The organism is Pseudomonas sp. GW821-FHT09E04 (assembly GCF_059416185.1).
The window spans coordinates 845814-861645 of sequence record NZ_JBWKOR010000002.1 but is presented as its reverse complement, the minus strand read 5'-3'; the positions used below and the strand labels follow the sequence as shown (position 1 = coordinate 861645).

At 60.3% G+C, this 15832-nt stretch carries 17 protein-coding genes and 1 pseudogene; 10 read left to right on the top strand and 8 right to left on the bottom strand.

From position 1 onward, the window contains the following. Nucleotides 1–132 precede the first annotated feature (132 nt). The 5 genes from lptB to AC07N4_RS10400 are packed head-to-tail and all read right to left on the bottom strand — an operon-like array spanning nucleotide 133 to nucleotide 3470. The gene (gene lptB / locus AC07N4_RS10420) at nucleotides 133–858 is read right to left on the bottom strand and encodes an LPS export ABC transporter ATP-binding protein (protein ID WP_007953572.1); all 726 of its coding nucleotides are present in this window, start codon (nucleotides 856–858) and stop codon (nucleotides 133–135) included. Then, on the bottom strand, nucleotides 858–1403 hold the full coding sequence (lptA, locus tag AC07N4_RS10415) for a lipopolysaccharide transport periplasmic protein LptA (RefSeq protein WP_096818965.1): 546 nt from the start codon (nucleotides 1401–1403) through the stop codon (nucleotides 858–860). Before lptA ends, lptB begins: the two co-directional genes overlap by 1 nt. Further along, nucleotides 1390–1962: an LPS export ABC transporter periplasmic protein LptC gene (gene lptC, locus AC07N4_RS10410; protein WP_085711782.1), complete on the bottom strand. Its 573-nt coding sequence runs from the start codon at nucleotides 1960–1962 to the stop codon at nucleotides 1390–1392. Before lptC ends, lptA begins: the two co-directional genes overlap by 14 nt. 8 nt (nucleotides 1963–1970) lie before the next feature. Beyond that, entirely contained in the window at nucleotides 1971–2495 is a 525-nt protein-coding gene (locus tag AC07N4_RS10405) for a KdsC family phosphatase (RefSeq protein WP_011332476.1), read from the bottom strand. After that, nucleotides 2496–3470: a KpsF/GutQ family sugar-phosphate isomerase gene (locus AC07N4_RS10400; protein WP_493065280.1), complete on the bottom strand. Its 975-nt coding sequence runs from the start codon at nucleotides 3468–3470 to the stop codon at nucleotides 2496–2498. 275 nt (nucleotides 3471–3745) lie between these two features. Here AC07N4_RS10400 and AC07N4_RS10395 point away from each other — a divergent pair, with 275 nt between their 5' ends. From AC07N4_RS10395 to hisC, 10 genes are all read left to right on the top strand, one after another. Then, nucleotides 3746–4555, top strand: a complete 810-nt coding sequence (locus AC07N4_RS10395; protein WP_096818967.1) for an ATP-binding cassette domain-containing protein — start codon at nucleotides 3746–3748, stop codon at nucleotides 4553–4555. After that, entirely contained in the window at nucleotides 4555–5352 is a 798-nt protein-coding gene (mlaE, locus tag AC07N4_RS10390; protein ID WP_096818969.1) for a lipid asymmetry maintenance ABC transporter permease subunit MlaE, read from the top strand. Before AC07N4_RS10395 ends, mlaE begins: the two co-directional genes overlap by 1 nt. After that, nucleotides 5352–5819, top strand: a complete 468-nt coding sequence (gene mlaD / locus AC07N4_RS10385; protein ID WP_096818971.1) for an outer membrane lipid asymmetry maintenance protein MlaD — start codon at nucleotides 5352–5354, stop codon at nucleotides 5817–5819. The genes mlaE and mlaD overlap by 1 nt, the downstream gene beginning before the upstream one ends. 11 nt (nucleotides 5820–5830) lie before the next feature. Continuing rightward, nucleotides 5831–6481 carry an MlaC/ttg2D family ABC transporter substrate-binding protein gene (locus AC07N4_RS10380; protein WP_096818974.1) on the top strand — a complete coding sequence of 217 codons (651 nt, stop codon included), beginning with the start codon at nucleotides 5831–5833 and terminating at the stop codon, nucleotides 6479–6481. After that, entirely contained in the window at nucleotides 6478–6783 is a 306-nt protein-coding gene (locus AC07N4_RS10375) for an STAS domain-containing protein (protein ID WP_096818976.1), read from the top strand. The genes AC07N4_RS10380 and AC07N4_RS10375 overlap by 4 nt, the downstream gene beginning before the upstream one ends. 115 nt (nucleotides 6784–6898) lie before the next feature. Then, nucleotides 6899–7138, top strand: a complete 240-nt coding sequence (locus AC07N4_RS10370; protein WP_096818978.1) for a BolA family protein — start codon at nucleotides 6899–6901, stop codon at nucleotides 7136–7138. A 22-nt stretch (nucleotides 7139–7160) separates the two neighbouring features. Next, nucleotides 7161–8426 carry a UDP-N-acetylglucosamine 1-carboxyvinyltransferase gene (gene murA / locus AC07N4_RS10365; RefSeq protein WP_085729622.1) on the top strand — a complete coding sequence of 422 codons (1266 nt, stop codon included), beginning with the start codon at nucleotides 7161–7163 and terminating at the stop codon, nucleotides 8424–8426. Between the two features lie 127 nt (nucleotides 8427–8553). Then, entirely contained in the window at nucleotides 8554–9189 is a 636-nt protein-coding gene (hisG, locus tag AC07N4_RS10360; RefSeq protein ID WP_096818980.1) for an ATP phosphoribosyltransferase, read from the top strand. Between the two features lie 125 nt (nucleotides 9190–9314). Continuing rightward, nucleotides 9315–10640 carry a histidinol dehydrogenase gene (gene hisD / locus AC07N4_RS10355; protein ID WP_096818982.1) on the top strand — a complete coding sequence of 442 codons (1326 nt, stop codon included), beginning with the start codon at nucleotides 9315–9317 and terminating at the stop codon, nucleotides 10638–10640. A gap of 2 nt (nucleotides 10641–10642) precedes the next feature. Further along, complete coding sequence (hisC, locus tag AC07N4_RS10350) at nucleotides 10643–11695, top strand: histidinol-phosphate transaminase (protein WP_493065281.1); 1053 nt, start codon at nucleotides 10643–10645, stop codon at nucleotides 11693–11695. 49 nt (nucleotides 11696–11744) lie between these two features. Here the strand turns inward: hisC and AC07N4_RS10345 are convergent. From AC07N4_RS10345 to algW, 3 genes and pseudogenes are all read right to left on the bottom strand, one after another. Further along, nucleotides 11745–12462: pseudogene (locus AC07N4_RS10345) on the bottom strand (DUF4198 domain-containing protein). A 12-nt stretch (nucleotides 12463–12474) separates the two neighbouring features. Beyond that, nucleotides 12475–14580, bottom strand: a complete 2106-nt coding sequence (locus AC07N4_RS10340; RefSeq protein WP_096818987.1) for a TonB-dependent siderophore receptor — start codon at nucleotides 14578–14580, stop codon at nucleotides 12475–12477. Between the two features lie 87 nt (nucleotides 14581–14667). Beyond that, complete coding sequence (gene algW, locus AC07N4_RS10335) at nucleotides 14668–15825, bottom strand: Do family serine endopeptidase AlgW (RefSeq protein WP_096818989.1); 1158 nt, start codon at nucleotides 15823–15825, stop codon at nucleotides 14668–14670. Nucleotides 15826–15832 lie beyond the last annotated feature (7 nt).

The window sequence follows — 15832 nt, the reverse complement described above, 5'->3', positions numbered from 1 at the left end:
CCGAAGCGCCAAACTTAAGCAAATTATATGCCTGAAACTGTCGTGTTTGCCTAGAGCGCTGTAACAATAAAAGCGTATAAAAGTGCGCTTCAACGTTACAGCACCCGGACGGCTGGTCGAATGCTGTCGCGCTTACAGGCGGAACTCGTGACCCAGATACACTTCCTTCACCAGATCGTTGGCGAGGATGGTCGCGGAGTCGCCTTCGGCGATCAGTTGGCCGTCATTGACGATGTAGGCCGTTTCGCAGATATCCAGCGTCTCGCGGACGTTGTGGTCGGTGATCAACACACCGATGCCCTTGGCCTTGAGGTGGTGAATGATCTGCTTGATGTCACCCACGGAGATCGGGTCGACACCGGCGAACGGTTCGTCGAGCAGAATGAACTTCGGTGCAGTGGCCAGTGCGCGGGCGATTTCCACCCGGCGACGCTCACCACCGGACAGGCTCATGCCGAGGTTGTCGCGGATGTGGCTGATGTGGAATTCCTGCAGCAGGCTTTCCAGCTCCTTGCGACGACCGGCCTTGTCGAGCTCCTGGCGGGTCTCGAGGATGGCCATGATGTTGTCGGCCACCGACAGTTTGCGAAAGATCGACGCTTCCTGTGGCAGATAGCCGATACCGGCCTTGGCGCGACCGTGCATCGGCTGGTGGCTGACGTCCAGGTCGTCGATCAGCACGCGACCCTGATCGGCCTGCACCAGGCCGACGATCATGTAGAAGCAGGTGGTCTTGCCGGCGCCGTTGGGGCCGAGCAGGCCGACGATCTGACCGCTGTCGATCGACAGGCTGACATCGCGCACGACCTGGCGGCTTTTATAGGCCTTGGCCAGGTGCTGAGCTTTCAGAGTTGCCATTACTGGGATTTCTCGTCGGTTTTCTTCTTCGGCTGGATCACCATGTCAATGCGCGGACGCGCTTCGGTGACCTTGTTGCCGGTGGCACGACCCGCGCTGGCCAGCTTTTTCACCGTGTCATAGACGATTTTCTCGCCCTGAGTGGTGTTGTTGTCCTTGTCGACGACTTTCGCCTTGTCGATCAGTACAACGCGGTTTTGCGCGGCGTGGTACTGGATGGTCACGCCCCAGCCCTGTACAGGCTTGGTGTCGCCAGCCGTCTGCAACTGCTCGAAGTAGGCAAGGTTGCCCACCGAGGTCACGACGTCGATATCGCCGGTCGGGGTGCGGGTGATGGTCACGGTGTTGCCTTTGACGATCATCGAACCCTGAGTGATGATCACGTCACCTTTATAGGTGGCAACGCCATTCTTGTCGTCCAGCTGGGCATCGTCGGCCTGAATGCGGATTGGCTGCTCTTGATCGTTCGGCAGAGCCCAGGCGCTCACGCTTCCCAGTGCTGCGCCCAGACTGAGCAAAATAGGGAGGGTTTTAACGAGCCTCATACTGTCCTCTTACGTTCGATAGCAGGTGTATCCTGCTTTCCTTCAAATACGCTTTCATTCCCACGCCGGTCGATACACCGCCAGCGCCGTCGATTCTAACGGGTTGCTGGGTCTGCGCATATTGTTGCTGCGGGAACACTGTCATGCGAGTGGAGGTGATCAGGGTGTCGCGGTTCTTTTCATCGGTGCGCTTGACGCGAACCGAGTCGATCAGCTCGACCTCGGTGCCACCGGAATTCACTTCACCGCGCTCGCTGGTCACGTGCCATGGGAAGTCGGTGCCGCGATACATGTTCAGGTCGGGCTTGGTGACCAGTGTAATGTCGGTCGCCTTGACGTGCTCGGCCTTGTCGGAAGTCATTTCGTACTGCACCTTGCCGTCTTCCAGGTATTGCAAGGTGTGGGTGTTGGTCGCGTACCAGTCGATCGGGCTCTCTTCTGCCGAGACAGGAGGCTTGTCGAGGAAGCGTTCCGGGCTGATGTTCCAGTAGCCGACCGCGCCGAAAATGGCCGCGATGCAACCGAACAGCAGTATGTTGCGAAACTTTTTGCTAAACATGGTTTGACTCACAAATACGCGTTATTGGCGGCATCGAGGCTGCCCTGGGCGCGCAGGATCAGTTCGCAGAATTCACGGGCGGCACCCTCGCCACCACGGGCCTGAGTGACGCCATGGGCGTGCTCGCGCACAAAAGCGGCAGCGTTGGCCACCGCCATCCCCAGCCCCACCCGGCGAATCACCGGCAGGTCGGGCAGATCGTCGCCGAGATAGGCGACCTGTTCATAGCTTAGGCCCAGTTGCTCGAGAAGGCCGTCGAGGACGACGAGTTTGTCTTCACGGCCCTGAAACAGGTGCGGAATGCCCAGGTTTTTCGCCCGGCGTTCGACCACCGGGGTCTTGCGACCACTGATGATGGCCGTTTGCACGCCGGCGTTCATCAACATCTTGATGCCCTGGCCGTCGAGCGTATTGAAGGTCTTGAACTCGCTGCCGTCTTCAAGGAAGTACAGGCGCCCGTCGGTGAGGACGCCGTCGACGTCGAAAACCGCCAGTTTGATGGCTTTGCCGCGTTGCAGCAGATCGGTGCTCATTTACATCACTCCTGCGCGCAGCAGGTCGGAGAGGTTGAAGGCGCCGATCGGGCGATCGTCCTCATCCACGACGACAAGCGCGTTGATTCGATGGTCTTCCATGATTTTCAGGGCCTCGGCGGCGAGCATTTCGGCGCGGGCGGTCTTGCCGTGCACGGTCATCACCTGGTCGATGGTGGCGCTGCGTATATCAATGCTGCGATCCAGCGTGCGGCGCAAGTCGCCGTCGGTGAAGATCCCGGCGAGTTTGCCGTTGGCTTCAAGAATCACGGTCATGCCCAGACCCTTGCGGGTCATTTCCATCAGTGCGTCCTTGAGCAGGGTGCCGCGTTGTACCTGCGGCAGCTCCTGGCCGGCGTGCATGACGTTTTCCACTTTCAGCAGCAGGCGTCGGCCCAGTGCGCCACCCGGGTGGGAAAAGGCGAAATCTTCGGCGGTGAAGCCGCGGGCTTCCAGCAGCGCCACGGCCAGGGCATCGCCCATGACCAGTGCGGCGGTGGTCGAGGAGGTCGGCGCCAGGTTCAGCGGGCAGGCTTCGTGCTCGACGTGAACGTTGAGATTGACCTCGGCCGCTTTTGCCAGAGGCGATTGCGGGTTGCCGGTCACGCTGATCAGCTGGATGCCTAGGCGCTTGATCAGCGGCAGCAGGGTGACGATTTCGTTGGTGGAGCCGGAGTTCGACAGGGCCAGGATCACGTCGTCACGGGTGATCATGCCCATGTCGCCATGGCTGGCTTCGGCCGGGTGCACGAAAAATGCCGGGGTGCCGGTGCTGGCCAGGGTCGCGGCAATCTTGTTGCCGATGTGCCCGGACTTGCCCATGCCGACCACGACGACACGGCCCTTGCTGGCCAGAATCATCTCGCAAGCGCGTACGAAATCGGCGTCGATATGGGGCAACAAGCCTTGTACGGCTTCCACTTCGAGGCGGATGGTGCGTTGTGCCGATTGAATCAGGTCGCTGGTTTGGCTCATGTCAGAAATCGTATAGCCCGATGAAAAGGCGGCGATTATAGCGGTTATGTTGAAAAGCCTCACGCAAGTTCGTCGTGCTTTGTCATTCCTCGTTACCAAAACCCTCTAATAGAAGCCCTGGGCCTGTCATATCGCTGAACGCGGCCGGGGAGAGGCCTTGGGCGCTTGGCCTTTGCAGTGATATAGTTCGCCGCCAGTTCGGCCTGCCCGGGATGTAGGGGCTTTCTTCAGAAAGCCAGGCGTCCGAGTGAGAGGCTGCATCGCAAGGAGTTTAGATGAGTGCCGATAACGCCTACGCGGTCGAGCTGAAGGGAGTCTCCTTCAAGCGCGGTGCGCGGAGCATTTTCAATAACGTCGATATCCGCATCCCGCGCGGCAAGGTCACCGGCATCATGGGGCCTTCCGGGTGTGGCAAGACCACGCTGTTGCGCTTGATGGGCGCCCAGTTGCGGCCTTCGCAGGGTGAGGTCTGGGTCAACGGCCAGAACCTGCCGAAGCTGTCGCGCAGCGATCTGTTCGATGCACGCAAGCACATGGGTGTGCTGTTTCAGAGCGGCGCGCTGTTCACCGATCTCGACGTGTTCGAGAACGTCGCCTTTCCCCTGCGCGTTCACACCGAATTGCCGGACGAGATGATCCGCGACATCGTCCTGCTCAAATTGCAGGCAGTCGGCCTGCGCGGCGCCATCGAACTGATGCCCGACGAGCTGTCCGGCGGCATGAAACGTCGTGTGGCGCTGGCCCGGGCGATTGCGCTGGATCCGCAGATTCTCATGTACGACGAACCGTTCGTCGGCCAGGACCCGATCGCCATGGGCGTTCTGGTGCGCCTGATCCGTCTGCTCAACGACGCGCTGGGGATCACCAGCATCGTGGTTTCCCACGATCTGGCGGAAACCGCGAGCATCGCCGACTACATCTATGTCGTAGGTGATGGCCAGGTGCTGGGGCAGGGTACGCCGGACGAGTTGATGAACTCGGACGAGCCGCGTATCCGTCAGTTCATGACCGGCAACCCCGATGGCCCGGTTCCGTATCACTTTCCAGCGACGGATTACCGCGCAGATCTTCTGGGGAAGCGCTGATGCGCAGAATTTCATTAATAGAACGCGTGCGTCGATTCGGCGAGTCAGCCATCGACGCTGTCGCGGTATTCGGTCGGGCGACCCTGTTCCTGTTCCATGCCCTGCTGGGCCGGGGCGGCATCAGCGGTGGTTTCGGCCTGCTGGTCAAGCAATTGCACTCAGTCGGCGTCATGTCGCTGGTGATCATCGTGGTGTCCGGGATCTTCATCGGCATGGTGCTGGCGCTGCAAGGCTTCAGTATTCTGTCGAGCTATGGTTCGGAGCAGGCGGTGGGGCAGATGGTTGCCTTGACCCTGCTGCGTGAACTGGGTCCGGTGGTGACGGCGCTGCTGTTCGCCGGTCGTGCCGGTTCGGCGCTGACGGCGGAAATCGGCAACATGAAGTCCACCGAGCAGTTGTCCAGCCTGGAAATGATCGGTGTGGACCCGCTCAAGTACATCATTGCCCCGCGTCTGTGGGCCGGTTTCATTTCCCTGCCGGTGCTGGCGATGATCTTCAGCGTGGTCGGCATCTGGGGCGGTTCCTGGGTCGCGGTCGACTGGCTGGGCGTCTATGAAGGCTCCTACTGGGCGAACATGCAGAACAGCGTGAACTTCTCCAGCGATGTGCTCAATGGCGTGATCAAAAGTATCGTTTTCGCCTTTGTCGTGACCTGGATTGCCGTATTCCAAGGCTATGACTGTGAGCCCACTTCCGAGGGGATCAGTCGTGCCACCACCAAGACCGTAGTGTTTGCCTCGCTGGCAGTGCTCGGCCTGGACTTTATTCTGACCGCTTTGATGTTTGGAGATTTCTGATGCAAAACCGCACCCTGGAAATCGGTGTCGGCCTGTTCCTGCTGGCAGGGATCCTGGCCTTGTTGCTGCTGGCCCTGCGGGTCAGTGGCCTGTCTCCGACGTCCACCACCGACAGTTATAAACTTTACGCGTACTTCGACAATATCGCCGGTTTGACGGTCAGAGCCAAAGTGACCATGGCCGGTGTGACCATCGGCAAGGTCACGGCGATCGATCTGGACCGCGACAGTTTCACCGGTCGGGTAACGTTGCTGGTGGACAAGAAGGTCGACAACCTGCCGACTGACTCCACAGCGTCTATCCTCACCGCTGGCCTGTTGGGCGAGAAGTACATCGGTATCAGCGTGGGCGGGGAAGAAACCCGCCTCAAGGATGGTGGAACCATCCACGACACGCAGTCGTCACTGGTACTGGAAGACCTGATCGGTAAATTCCTGCTCAATACCGTTAGCAAAGACGCCAAATGAGGAGCTTTTGAATGATCTCTACCTTGCGACGTGGCCTGTTGGTGTTGCTGGCGGCACTGCCGCTGGTGGCTAACGCCGTGGCGGCGCCTTCGGCGCACGACCTGGTTCAGGACACCACCAAACGGATGTTGGCCGATCTGGCCGCTAATAAAGAGAAGTACAAGCAGGACCCGAATGACTTCTACGCGGCGCTGAACAGCATCGTCGGACCGGTCGTGGATGCCGAGGGCATTTCCAAGAGCATCATGACGGTCAAGTATTCGCGCAAGGCAACACCGGCGCAGATGAAGACTTTCGAGGAAAACTTCAAGAAAGGCCTGTTCCAGTTCTATGGCAACGCCTTGCTCGAATACAACAACCAGGGCATCACCGTTGATCCGGCCAAGGACGAGTCGGGCGATCGCACCAGCGTCGGCATGACCGTCAAGGGCAGCAACGGCGCGATCTACCCGGTGTCGTACACGCTCGAGAAGATCAATGGCGAGTGGAAACTGCGCAACGTGATCATCAACGGCATCAACATCGGCAAGCTGTTCCGCGATCAGTTCGCCGATGCAATGCAGCGCAACGGCAACGACCTGGACAAGACCATCAACGGTTGGGCCGGGGAAGTGGCCAAGGCCAAGCAGTCGGCTGAACAGAACGGAAAGCCCGCCCAATGACCGAGTCGGCCATTCGTCTGGACGCCGCCAGTGAGCTGCAACTCACTGGCGTGCTGGATTACCGCACCGGTCCCGGCCTTCGGGAGCAGGGCCGGGCGCTGATCAAATCGTGCAATGCCCCGGCATTGGTGATCGATTGCTCGGCGGTGGAAAAGTCCAGCAGCGTCGGCCTGTCGTTGCTGCTGTGCTTCATTCGTGATGCGAAAGCCGCCGGCAAGGCCGTCAGCATCCGCGGGATGCCCGAAGACATGCGTGAAATTGCTCAGGTCAGCGAGCTGACCGAGCTGTTGGCGCAACCCTGAACCCGCATCTGTAAAGAAGCCCCCCGTCAGAGTCCTGCGCAGCGGGGTTCGCAGGCGCGGGGCTTTTTTGTATGATGTCCGACCCGTGCGCACAGGGCGCCGATTGAGGTTGAGCATGCAGGCCGTAGAAGTGAAGAGCTTCCTTGAAGCAAATCTGCCCGGAACCCGGGTGGAAGTTGAAGGCGAAGGCTGCAACTTTCAGCTGAACGTGATTAGCGATGAACTGGCGGCGTTGAGCCCGGTCAAGCGTCAGCAAAGCATCTATGCCCATTTGAACCCATGGATCGCCGATGGCAGCATCCACGCGGTCACTATGAAATTTTTCAGCAGCGCGGCCTGGGCCGAGCGCACCTGAGCCCTAGGGCGTCGAGATTGTTATGGATAAATTGATTATTACCGGTGGCGCTCGTCTTGATGGCGAGATCCGCATTTCCGGGGCGAAGAACTCCGCCCTGCCGATCCTGGCTGCCACCTTGCTGTGCGATGGCCCGGTCACCGTCGGCAACCTGCCGCACCTGCACGACATCACCACCATGATCGAGCTGTTCGGTCGCATGGGCATCGAGCCTGTGATCGACGAGAAACTCAGCGTCGAAATCGACCCGCGCACCATCAAGACCCTGATCGCCCCGTACGAACTGGTGAAAACCATGCGTGCGTCGATCCTGGTGCTGGGCCCGATGGTTGCCCGTTTCGGTGAAGCCGAAGTGGCTTTGCCTGGCGGTTGCGCGATTGGTTCGCGTCCGGTCGATCTGCACATCCGTGGCCTGGAAGCCATGGGTGCGATCATCGACGTCGAAGGCGGCTACATCAAGGCCAAGGCCCCTGAAGGCGGCCTGCGCGGTGCACACTTCTTCTTCGATACCGTCAGTGTGACCGGTACCGAGAACATCATGATGGCCGCTGCTCTGGCCAAGGGCCGCAGCGTGCTGCAGAACGCCGCCCGCGAGCCTGAAGTGGTCGACCTGGCGAACTTCCTGAACGCCATGGGCGCCAAGGTTTCCGGCGCTGGCACCGACACCATCACCATCGATGGCGTCGAGCGTCTGGGTTCGGCCTTCTACAAGGTCATGCCTGACCGTATCGAAACCGGTACCTACCTGGTGGCCGCCGCGGTTACCGGTGGCCGCGTGAAGGTCAAGGACACCGATCCGACCATTCTCGAAGCCGTTCTGGAAAAACTTCGCGAAGCCGGTGCAGAAGTCACCACCGGTGAAGACTGGATCGAGCTGAACATGCACGGCAAGCGCCCGAAAGCGGTCAACGTGCGCACTGCGCCGTACCCGGCGTTCCCGACCGACATGCAGGCGCAGTTCATCTCGCTCAACGCCATTGCCGAAGGCACTGGTGCCGTGATCGAGACGATCTTCGAAAACCGTTTCATGCACGTGTACGAGCTGCACCGCATGGGCGCCAAGATCCAGGTCGAAGGCAACACGGCGATCGTGACCGGCACTGAAATCCTCAAGGGCGCGCCAGTGATGGCAACCGACCTGCGAGCTTCGGCCAGCCTGGTGATCTCGGCCCTGATGGCCGAAGGCGATACCCTGATCGACCGCATCTACCACATCGACCGTGGTTACGAGTGCATCGAGGAAAAACTGCAGATGCTGGGCGCCAAGATCCGTCGCGTTCCGGGCTAGTCGCTGCATCTGGACACAGGGAAGTGTCCGTTGAATTCGTTTTGATCGGGGGTGGTAACGCCCTCGATGTATGTCCGGCGCCGATTGCGACCGGACATGAGTACCTTGATAAGGACTGACGTTTCCCATGTTGACCATCGCACTGTCCAAGGGCCGCATCCTTGACGACACCCTGCCGCTTCTCGCCGAAGCGGGCATCGTGCCGACCGAGAATCCGGACAAGAGCCGCAAGCTGATCATTCCCACGACTCAGGAAGACGTACGCCTGTTGATCGTGCGCGCCACCGACGTGCCGACCTATGTCGAGCATGGCGCGGCCGACCTCGGCGTTGCCGGTAAAGACGTGCTGATGGAATACACCGGGCAAGGCCTGTACGAGCCGCTGGACCTGCAGATCGCTCAGTGCAAGCTGATGACCGCCGGCAAGATCGGTGCTGTCGAGCCCAAGGGCCGTCTGCGCGTTGCGACCAAGTTCGTCAACGTTGCCAAGCGTTACTACGCCGAGCAGGGCCGTCAGGTCGACATCATCAAGCTGTATGGTTCGATGGAGCTGGCACCGCTGATCGGTCTGGCCGACAAGATCATCGACGTGGTCGACACCGGCAACACTCTGCGCGCCAACGGTCTGGAACCCCAAGAACTGATCGCCACGATCAGCTCGCGTCTGGTGGTCAATAAAGCTTCGATGAAAATGCAACACGCCCGAATCCAGGCGTTGATCGACACCCTGCGCAAGGCAGTGGAGTCTCGACACCGCGGCTGATGTACCTGCGCGACCTTGAGTCGCGCCCGTCTATCCGCCTCATAGCCAGAATCTCAGGTGCCCAAGCGGAAACGACTGCTAAGTTAGGGCGCCTGAGTTTTTGCCATTCCTATGAGGCTCTCGCTATGACCGCACCGACTGCAATTCGCCGACTCAACGCTGCTGACCCGGATTTCGCGCATCATCTGGATCATCTGCTGAGCTGGGAAAGTGTGTCTGACGACTCGGTCAATCAGCGGGTGCTGGACATCATCAAGGCTGTGCGCGAGCGCGGTGACGCGGCGCTGGTCGAGTTCACCCAGAAGTTCGACGGCCTCGAAGTCGCCTCGATGGCGGACCTGATCCTGCCGCGCGAGCGTCTGGAACTGGCCCTGACCCGCATCACCGCACCGCAACGCGAAGCGCTGGAAAAAGCCGCCGCCCGCGTTCGCAGCTATCACGAAAAACAGAAGCAGGATTCCTGGAGCTACACCGAAGCCGACGGTACGGTGCTGGGCCAGAAAGTCACGCCACTGGATCGCGCTGGTCTGTACGTGCCGGGCGGCAAGGCGTCGTATCCGTCGTCGGTATTGATGAACGCGATTCCGGCCAAGGTTGCCGGCGTCACAGAAGTCGTGATGGTGGTACCGACCCCACGCGGTGAAGTCAACGAGCTGGTGCTGGCGGCAGCGTGCATCGCCGGCGTCGACCGGGTGTTCACCATCGGCGGCGCACAAGCCGTTGCGGCGCTGGCCTACGGTACTGAAAGCGTGCCGCAGGTGGACAAGGTCGTCGGCCCGGGCAACATCTATGTGGCCACCGCCAAGCGTCACGTATTCGGTCAGGTCGGCATCGACATGATCGCCGGCCCGTCGGAAATCCTTGTGGTGTGCGACGGCCAGACCGATCCGGACTGGATCGCCATGGACCTGTTCTCCCAGGCCGAGCACGACGAAGACGCCCAGGCGATTCTGGTCAGCCCGGACGCCGAGTTCCTCGACAAGGTGGCGGCCAGCATCGACAAACTGCTGCCGACCATGGATCGCGCCACCATCATCGAAACTTCGATCAATGGTCGCGGTGCACTGATCCACGTGCGCGACATGGCCCAGGCCATTGAAGTCGCCAACCGCATCGCCCCGGAACACCTTGAACTGTCGGTCGCTGATCCGCAGGCCTGGCTGCCGCAGATTCGCCACGCTGGCGCGATCTTCATGGGCCGCCACACCTCCGAAGCGCTGGGCGACTACTGCGCAGGTCCGAACCACGTGTTGCCGACCTCCGGTACCGCACGTTTCTCTTCGCCGCTGGGTGTGTACGACTTTCAGAAACGCTCGTCGATCATCTTTTGCTCCGAGGCCGGTGCTTCGGAACTGGGCAAGACTGCATCGATCCTGGCCCGTGGCGAATCGCTGAGCGCCCACGCTCGCAGCGCCGAGTACCGCATCAAAGACGAAGTGAAGGGGAACTGAACATGAGTAAATTCTGGAGCCCGTTCGTCAAGGATCTGGTGCCGTATGTGCCGGGCGAGCAGCCGAAGCTGACCCGCCTGGTCAAACTCAACACCAACGAAAACCCGTACGGCCCGTCGCCAAAAGCCCTGGCGGCGATGCAGACTGAACTCAACGACAACCTGCGTCTGTACCCGGATCCGAACAGCGATCTGCTGAAAAACGCCGTCGCCAATTACTACGGCGTGCAGAGTAACCAGGTGTTCCTCGGCAACGGTTCGGACGAAGTGCTGGCGCACATCTTCCACGGCCTGCTGCAACACGATCAGCCGCTGCTGTTCCCGGATATCAGCTACAGCTTCTATCCGGTCTACTGCGGCCTTTACGGCATCAAGTTCGATGCAGTGGCGCTGGACGCGCAGTTCCGGATCAACCCGGCCGACTACGCCAAACCGAACGGCGGGATCATCTTCCCCAACCCGAACGCGCCGACCGGTTGCCTGCTGGCACTGGAAGCGGTCGAGCAGATCCTCAAGGCCAGCCCGGATTCAGTGGTGGTGGTCGATGAGGCCTACATCGACTTCGGCGGCGAAACCGCGATCAGTCTGGTGGACCGTTATCCGAACCTGCTGGTGACTCAGACCTTGTCCAAGTCCCGTTCGCTGGCAGGCCTGCGGGTCGGTCTGGCGGTCGGGCATCCGGACCTGATCGAGGCGCTGGAGCGGATCAAGAACAGCTTCAACTCCTACCCGATCGATCGCATGGCCAATGTCGGCGCGGCGGCAGCGTTCGAGGATCGCGAATACTTCGACAAGACCTGTGCACTGGTCATCGAGAGTCGCGAATGGGTGGTTGCCCAGTTGCAGGCCAAAGGCTTTGAAGTGCTGCCGTCAGCGGCAAACTTCATCTTCGCCCGGCATCCGCAACACGATGCGGCAGGGCTGGCGGCCAAACTGCGTGAGCAGGGTGTGATCGTGCGCCACTTCAAGCAGCAACGGATTGCCCAGTTCCTGCGGATCTCGATCGGCACGCCGGAGCAGAATCAGGCGTTGATCGACGGTCTCGGCGACCTCTGAAACGACGCTGATCCCTGTGGGTTCCGTCCCCGCAGGGATCAGCGTTGATTCATTCGTGATGCGGTTCGCCCAGGAACGTCAATGAACTGAACAACCCCCGACTGCTCACCTCTGCACTGCCCTTCACCGGCACTTCCACCTGCGCCGCAATCACATTCAATCCCTCATTACGCACCAGTACCTGTGCGACCGTCCTTGTCGGTTTCGGAGCTCAAGGTATTCGGTGCGTTGCGGTAGTCACCGATCAACTTCACGCCCGCTGCCGGTTTGCCATCCAGCAACACCCGCACCGGCAATGATTTCCCCGGCCCTACGGTCAGTGGATCGACCTCCGGCAAAATCAGCAATTTGATCTGGTCCAGTTTGGGCAGCTTCGCTCCCGACTGATAAATCGCCAGGCTGTACTTGAGGGTCTCGGTCGACTCGATGGCTCCCGGGACTTTGCTGCGCCCCTCGTTGATCCATTTCTTGTCGGCGGTTTGCGACCACATGCCGTTGTTCAGCGCCACGGCCAACACCGCTGGCGGTTTCAACGGTTGCAGGCGGGCGTGATCTGCAAGGCGCTGCACACTGACGGGAATCATCTTGCCGCCCGCGTCAAAGGCCCACGCCCCGCTGACTTTCTGCGGTTTGAACGCATTGTCTTCGGCACCGTGGCCGTAGACGACTTCGATATTGCCGCGCCGTTGTTCGGTCCATAAACCATGGGCCGAAGCGTGAGTGGCGAACAGCGCGGCGATGAGCAGCAGGGATTTGCCGTATTGCATGGTGACGTCCTTTTACAGGTTAAGTGTCAGGCTGATCGTGAAATTGCGCGGCTCGCCGGGGTTGACCCAGTAATTGCTGTACGAGCGCTCGTAGTACTTTTCGTCGAACAGGTTGTTCAGGTTCAGGCCGACGGTGATGTTGTCGCTGGCCTTGTAATGGGCCAGCAGGTCGATGGTGTGATAGGCCGGCAGTTCGAAATCGCTGCCGGACTCACCCGAGCGGTCACCGACGTAGGTGAACGCCGCGCCGAAATCCGAGCCGCGCAAGCGGCCGTCCTGAAACTCGTAAACCCCCAACAGACTGCCGCTGCGTTTGGCCACCCCGAGGATGCGGCTACCGGCAGGAATCGCGGCATCACCCTTGGTGACTTCGGCGTCAATCCAGGCGAAGGCGCCGATCACCCTGACGGCGTCGGTCACTTGCCCTGTGACTTGCAGATCGAAACCCCGACTGCGGGCCTTGCCCATGGCGCGGCTGGTGTCGGTGTCCGGGTCGAGGGCGAGGACGTTTTCCTTGTCGATATGGAAGAAGGCGAGGGTGCTGCTTAAACGTTCGTCGAACAGCTCGTTCTTGATGCCGATTTCGTAACCCACGCCTTCTTCCGGATCGAAGGGTTTGCCAGCCGCATCGAGGCCGTTGTTCGGTTTGAATGAGGTCGAGGCGTTGGCGAACAGGCCGGTGTCCGGGGTCAGTTGATAGAGCAGTCCTGCACGTTGAGTGAGCGCGTCGTGGGTCTGGCGGCTGGTGGTGTTGCGGCTGTGGTCATCGATGTTTTGCTCAAAGTGCTCGAATCGCACACCGAGCATCCCGCGCAGTTTTTCGTTGAAGACGATTTGATCCTGCAGGTTCAGCGCATGGCTTTCGACGTGTTCGAAGAAGTCTGTGCCGGAGCGTGCACCGTCGGGCTTGGGCTGGCCGTACACAGGGTTATAGATATCGATGGCGTAAGGGCCGCCGGCGATGGTGGTGACGCGTTCGTTCTTGCGGAAGTTCTCGTATTCGCTGCCGATCAGGAGTTCGTGTTGCCAACTGCCGAGGTCGAACAGGCCGCGCAGTTCCAGTTGGGTGATGCTGTCATGCCAGTTGGTATCGCGTTCGCGATAGCGGCGGTTGACGGTGTGGCCATCGGCGTTCAGCGGGCGGTTTTCGGAGGCGAAACCCCAGAGTTTGCCTTCCTTGTAATGGCTGGCCAGGCGCAGTTTCCAGGCATCGTTGAGGTGGTGTTCAAGCGTGGTTTGCAGCTTGTTGTTGTGGTTGTCGATGTTGCCGTCGTTGGGCTCGCCGAGGAACGTTGAGCGCGAAACACCGCTCCATTTATTGTTTGGCGCAACGATGCCGCGGTCGAAGGTCGAGCTATGGCGCACGAATTCGCTCTCCACCAGCAGACTGGTGTCCGGGCTCAGTTGCCAGCTGAAGGAGGGGGCGACGAAGACGCGTTTGCTGTCGACATGGTCGCGAAAACTGTTGTTGTCCTCGACCGCGAGGTTGATTCGCGACAGAACGTTACCCTGCTCATCGAGTGGTGTGTTGACGTCCAGTGCCGTGCGGTAGCGATCCCGACTGCCGGCGCTGGTTTGCAGGGTGGTGAAGGCCTCGGGCTGCGGTTTTTTGGTGACGATGTTCACCGTGCCACCCGGATCGCCTCGGCCGTACAGGCTGGCGGCCGGTCCCTTGAGCACTTCGATGCGCTCGATGTTGGCGGTGTCCGGTGTGCTCGGGTAACCACGGTTGGCGCTGAAACCGTCCTGGTAAAACTCGGAGGTGGTGAAACCGCGCACGCTGTATTCGTAAAGCGTCAGGCCACCGAAGTTGTTTTGCTTCGACACGCCACCGGCGAAATCCAGCGCACGTTCGACGCTGGTGCTGCCCAGATCCTTGAGCACGTTGGCGGGCACCACACTGATGGCCTGCGGGATATCGCGGATCGCGGTATCGGTTTTGGTGGCGCTGGACGAGCGGGTGGCGCGATAGCCCTTGACCGGCCCGGTAGGGGATTCGTAGTCAGAAGTGACGCTGATGGCGTCGAGTTCGAGCGTTTGCGGTTCATCGGCAAACGCGGGATCGCCCAGCAGCCCAAGGGTCAGGCCGAGGAGGGAGGCCTTTTTTCGAGACGACATGTTATGTTGTTCCAATGCATTAATTGAAACAATATAACATGCCTGTTGAGAATGTCTGTTATTCGCGCCATTGGCGCGAACAAAGTCTTACTCTTCTTTTTCCTGCACCGGCGCGGGTGGCGGACGCAGACCAATTTCAGCGGTCAGTTTCAACTCCTTGCCGTTGCGCATCACCTGAATCGTGACCTTGTCAGTCGGCTTGATCCGCGCCACCTGGTTCATCGACTTGCGGCCATCGCCCGCAGGCTCGCCATCAATGCTCAGAATCACGTCACCCAGTTGCAGGCCGGCCTTCTGTGCCGGGCCGTCGCGGAAAATCCCCGCCACCACAATCCCCGGACGCCCCGACAGACCGAACGACTCCGCCAGTTCCTGAGTCAGCGGCTGTACTTCGATCCCCAGCCAGCCACGAATCACCTGACCGTGCTCGATGATCGACTTCATCACTTCCATCGCCAGCTTCACCGGGATCGCAAAACCGATGCCTTGCGAGCCGCCGGACTTGGAGAAAATCGCGGTGTTGATGCCGGTGAGGTTGCCGTTGGCATCCACCAGTGCGCCGCCGGAGTTGCCCGGGTTGATCGCCGCGTCGGTCTGGATGAAGTCTTCGTAGTTGTTCAGGCCGAGCTGGTTACGGCCGGTGGCACTGATGATGCCCATGGTCACGGTCTGGCCGACGCCGAACGGGTTGCCGATGGCGAGGGCGACGTCGCCGATGCGGATGTTGTCGGAACGGCCAACGGTGATCGACGGCAGGGTTTTCAGGTCGATCTTCAAGACGGCGAGGTCGGTTTCCGGGTCGCTGCCGATCACGCGGGCCAGGGTTTCACGACCGTCCTTGAGCGCCACGACAATCTGGTCGGCGCCGGTGGTGACGTGGTTGTTGGTCAGGATGTAGCCTTCCGGGCTCATGATCACGCCGGAACCGAGGCTCGACTCCATGCGTTTCTGCTTCGGCGAGTTGTCCCCGAAGAAACGACGGAACTGCGGGTCTTCGAACAGCGGATGGCTCGGCTTGTTGATGACTTTGGTGGTGTAGAGGTTGACCACCGACGGCGCGGCGATGACCACGGCGTCGGCATAGGACACCGGCCCCTGCTGCGTGCTGGTGGTCTGCGGGGCTTGGTGCAGGTTGACGTCGAGGCTCGGAAGCCCGACCCACTGCGGGTAACGCTGAATAATCAACAGAGCGATAAGCACGCCGGCCAACAGCGGCCAGCCGAAAAAACGCAGCGCCTTGAGCATTAAGCAC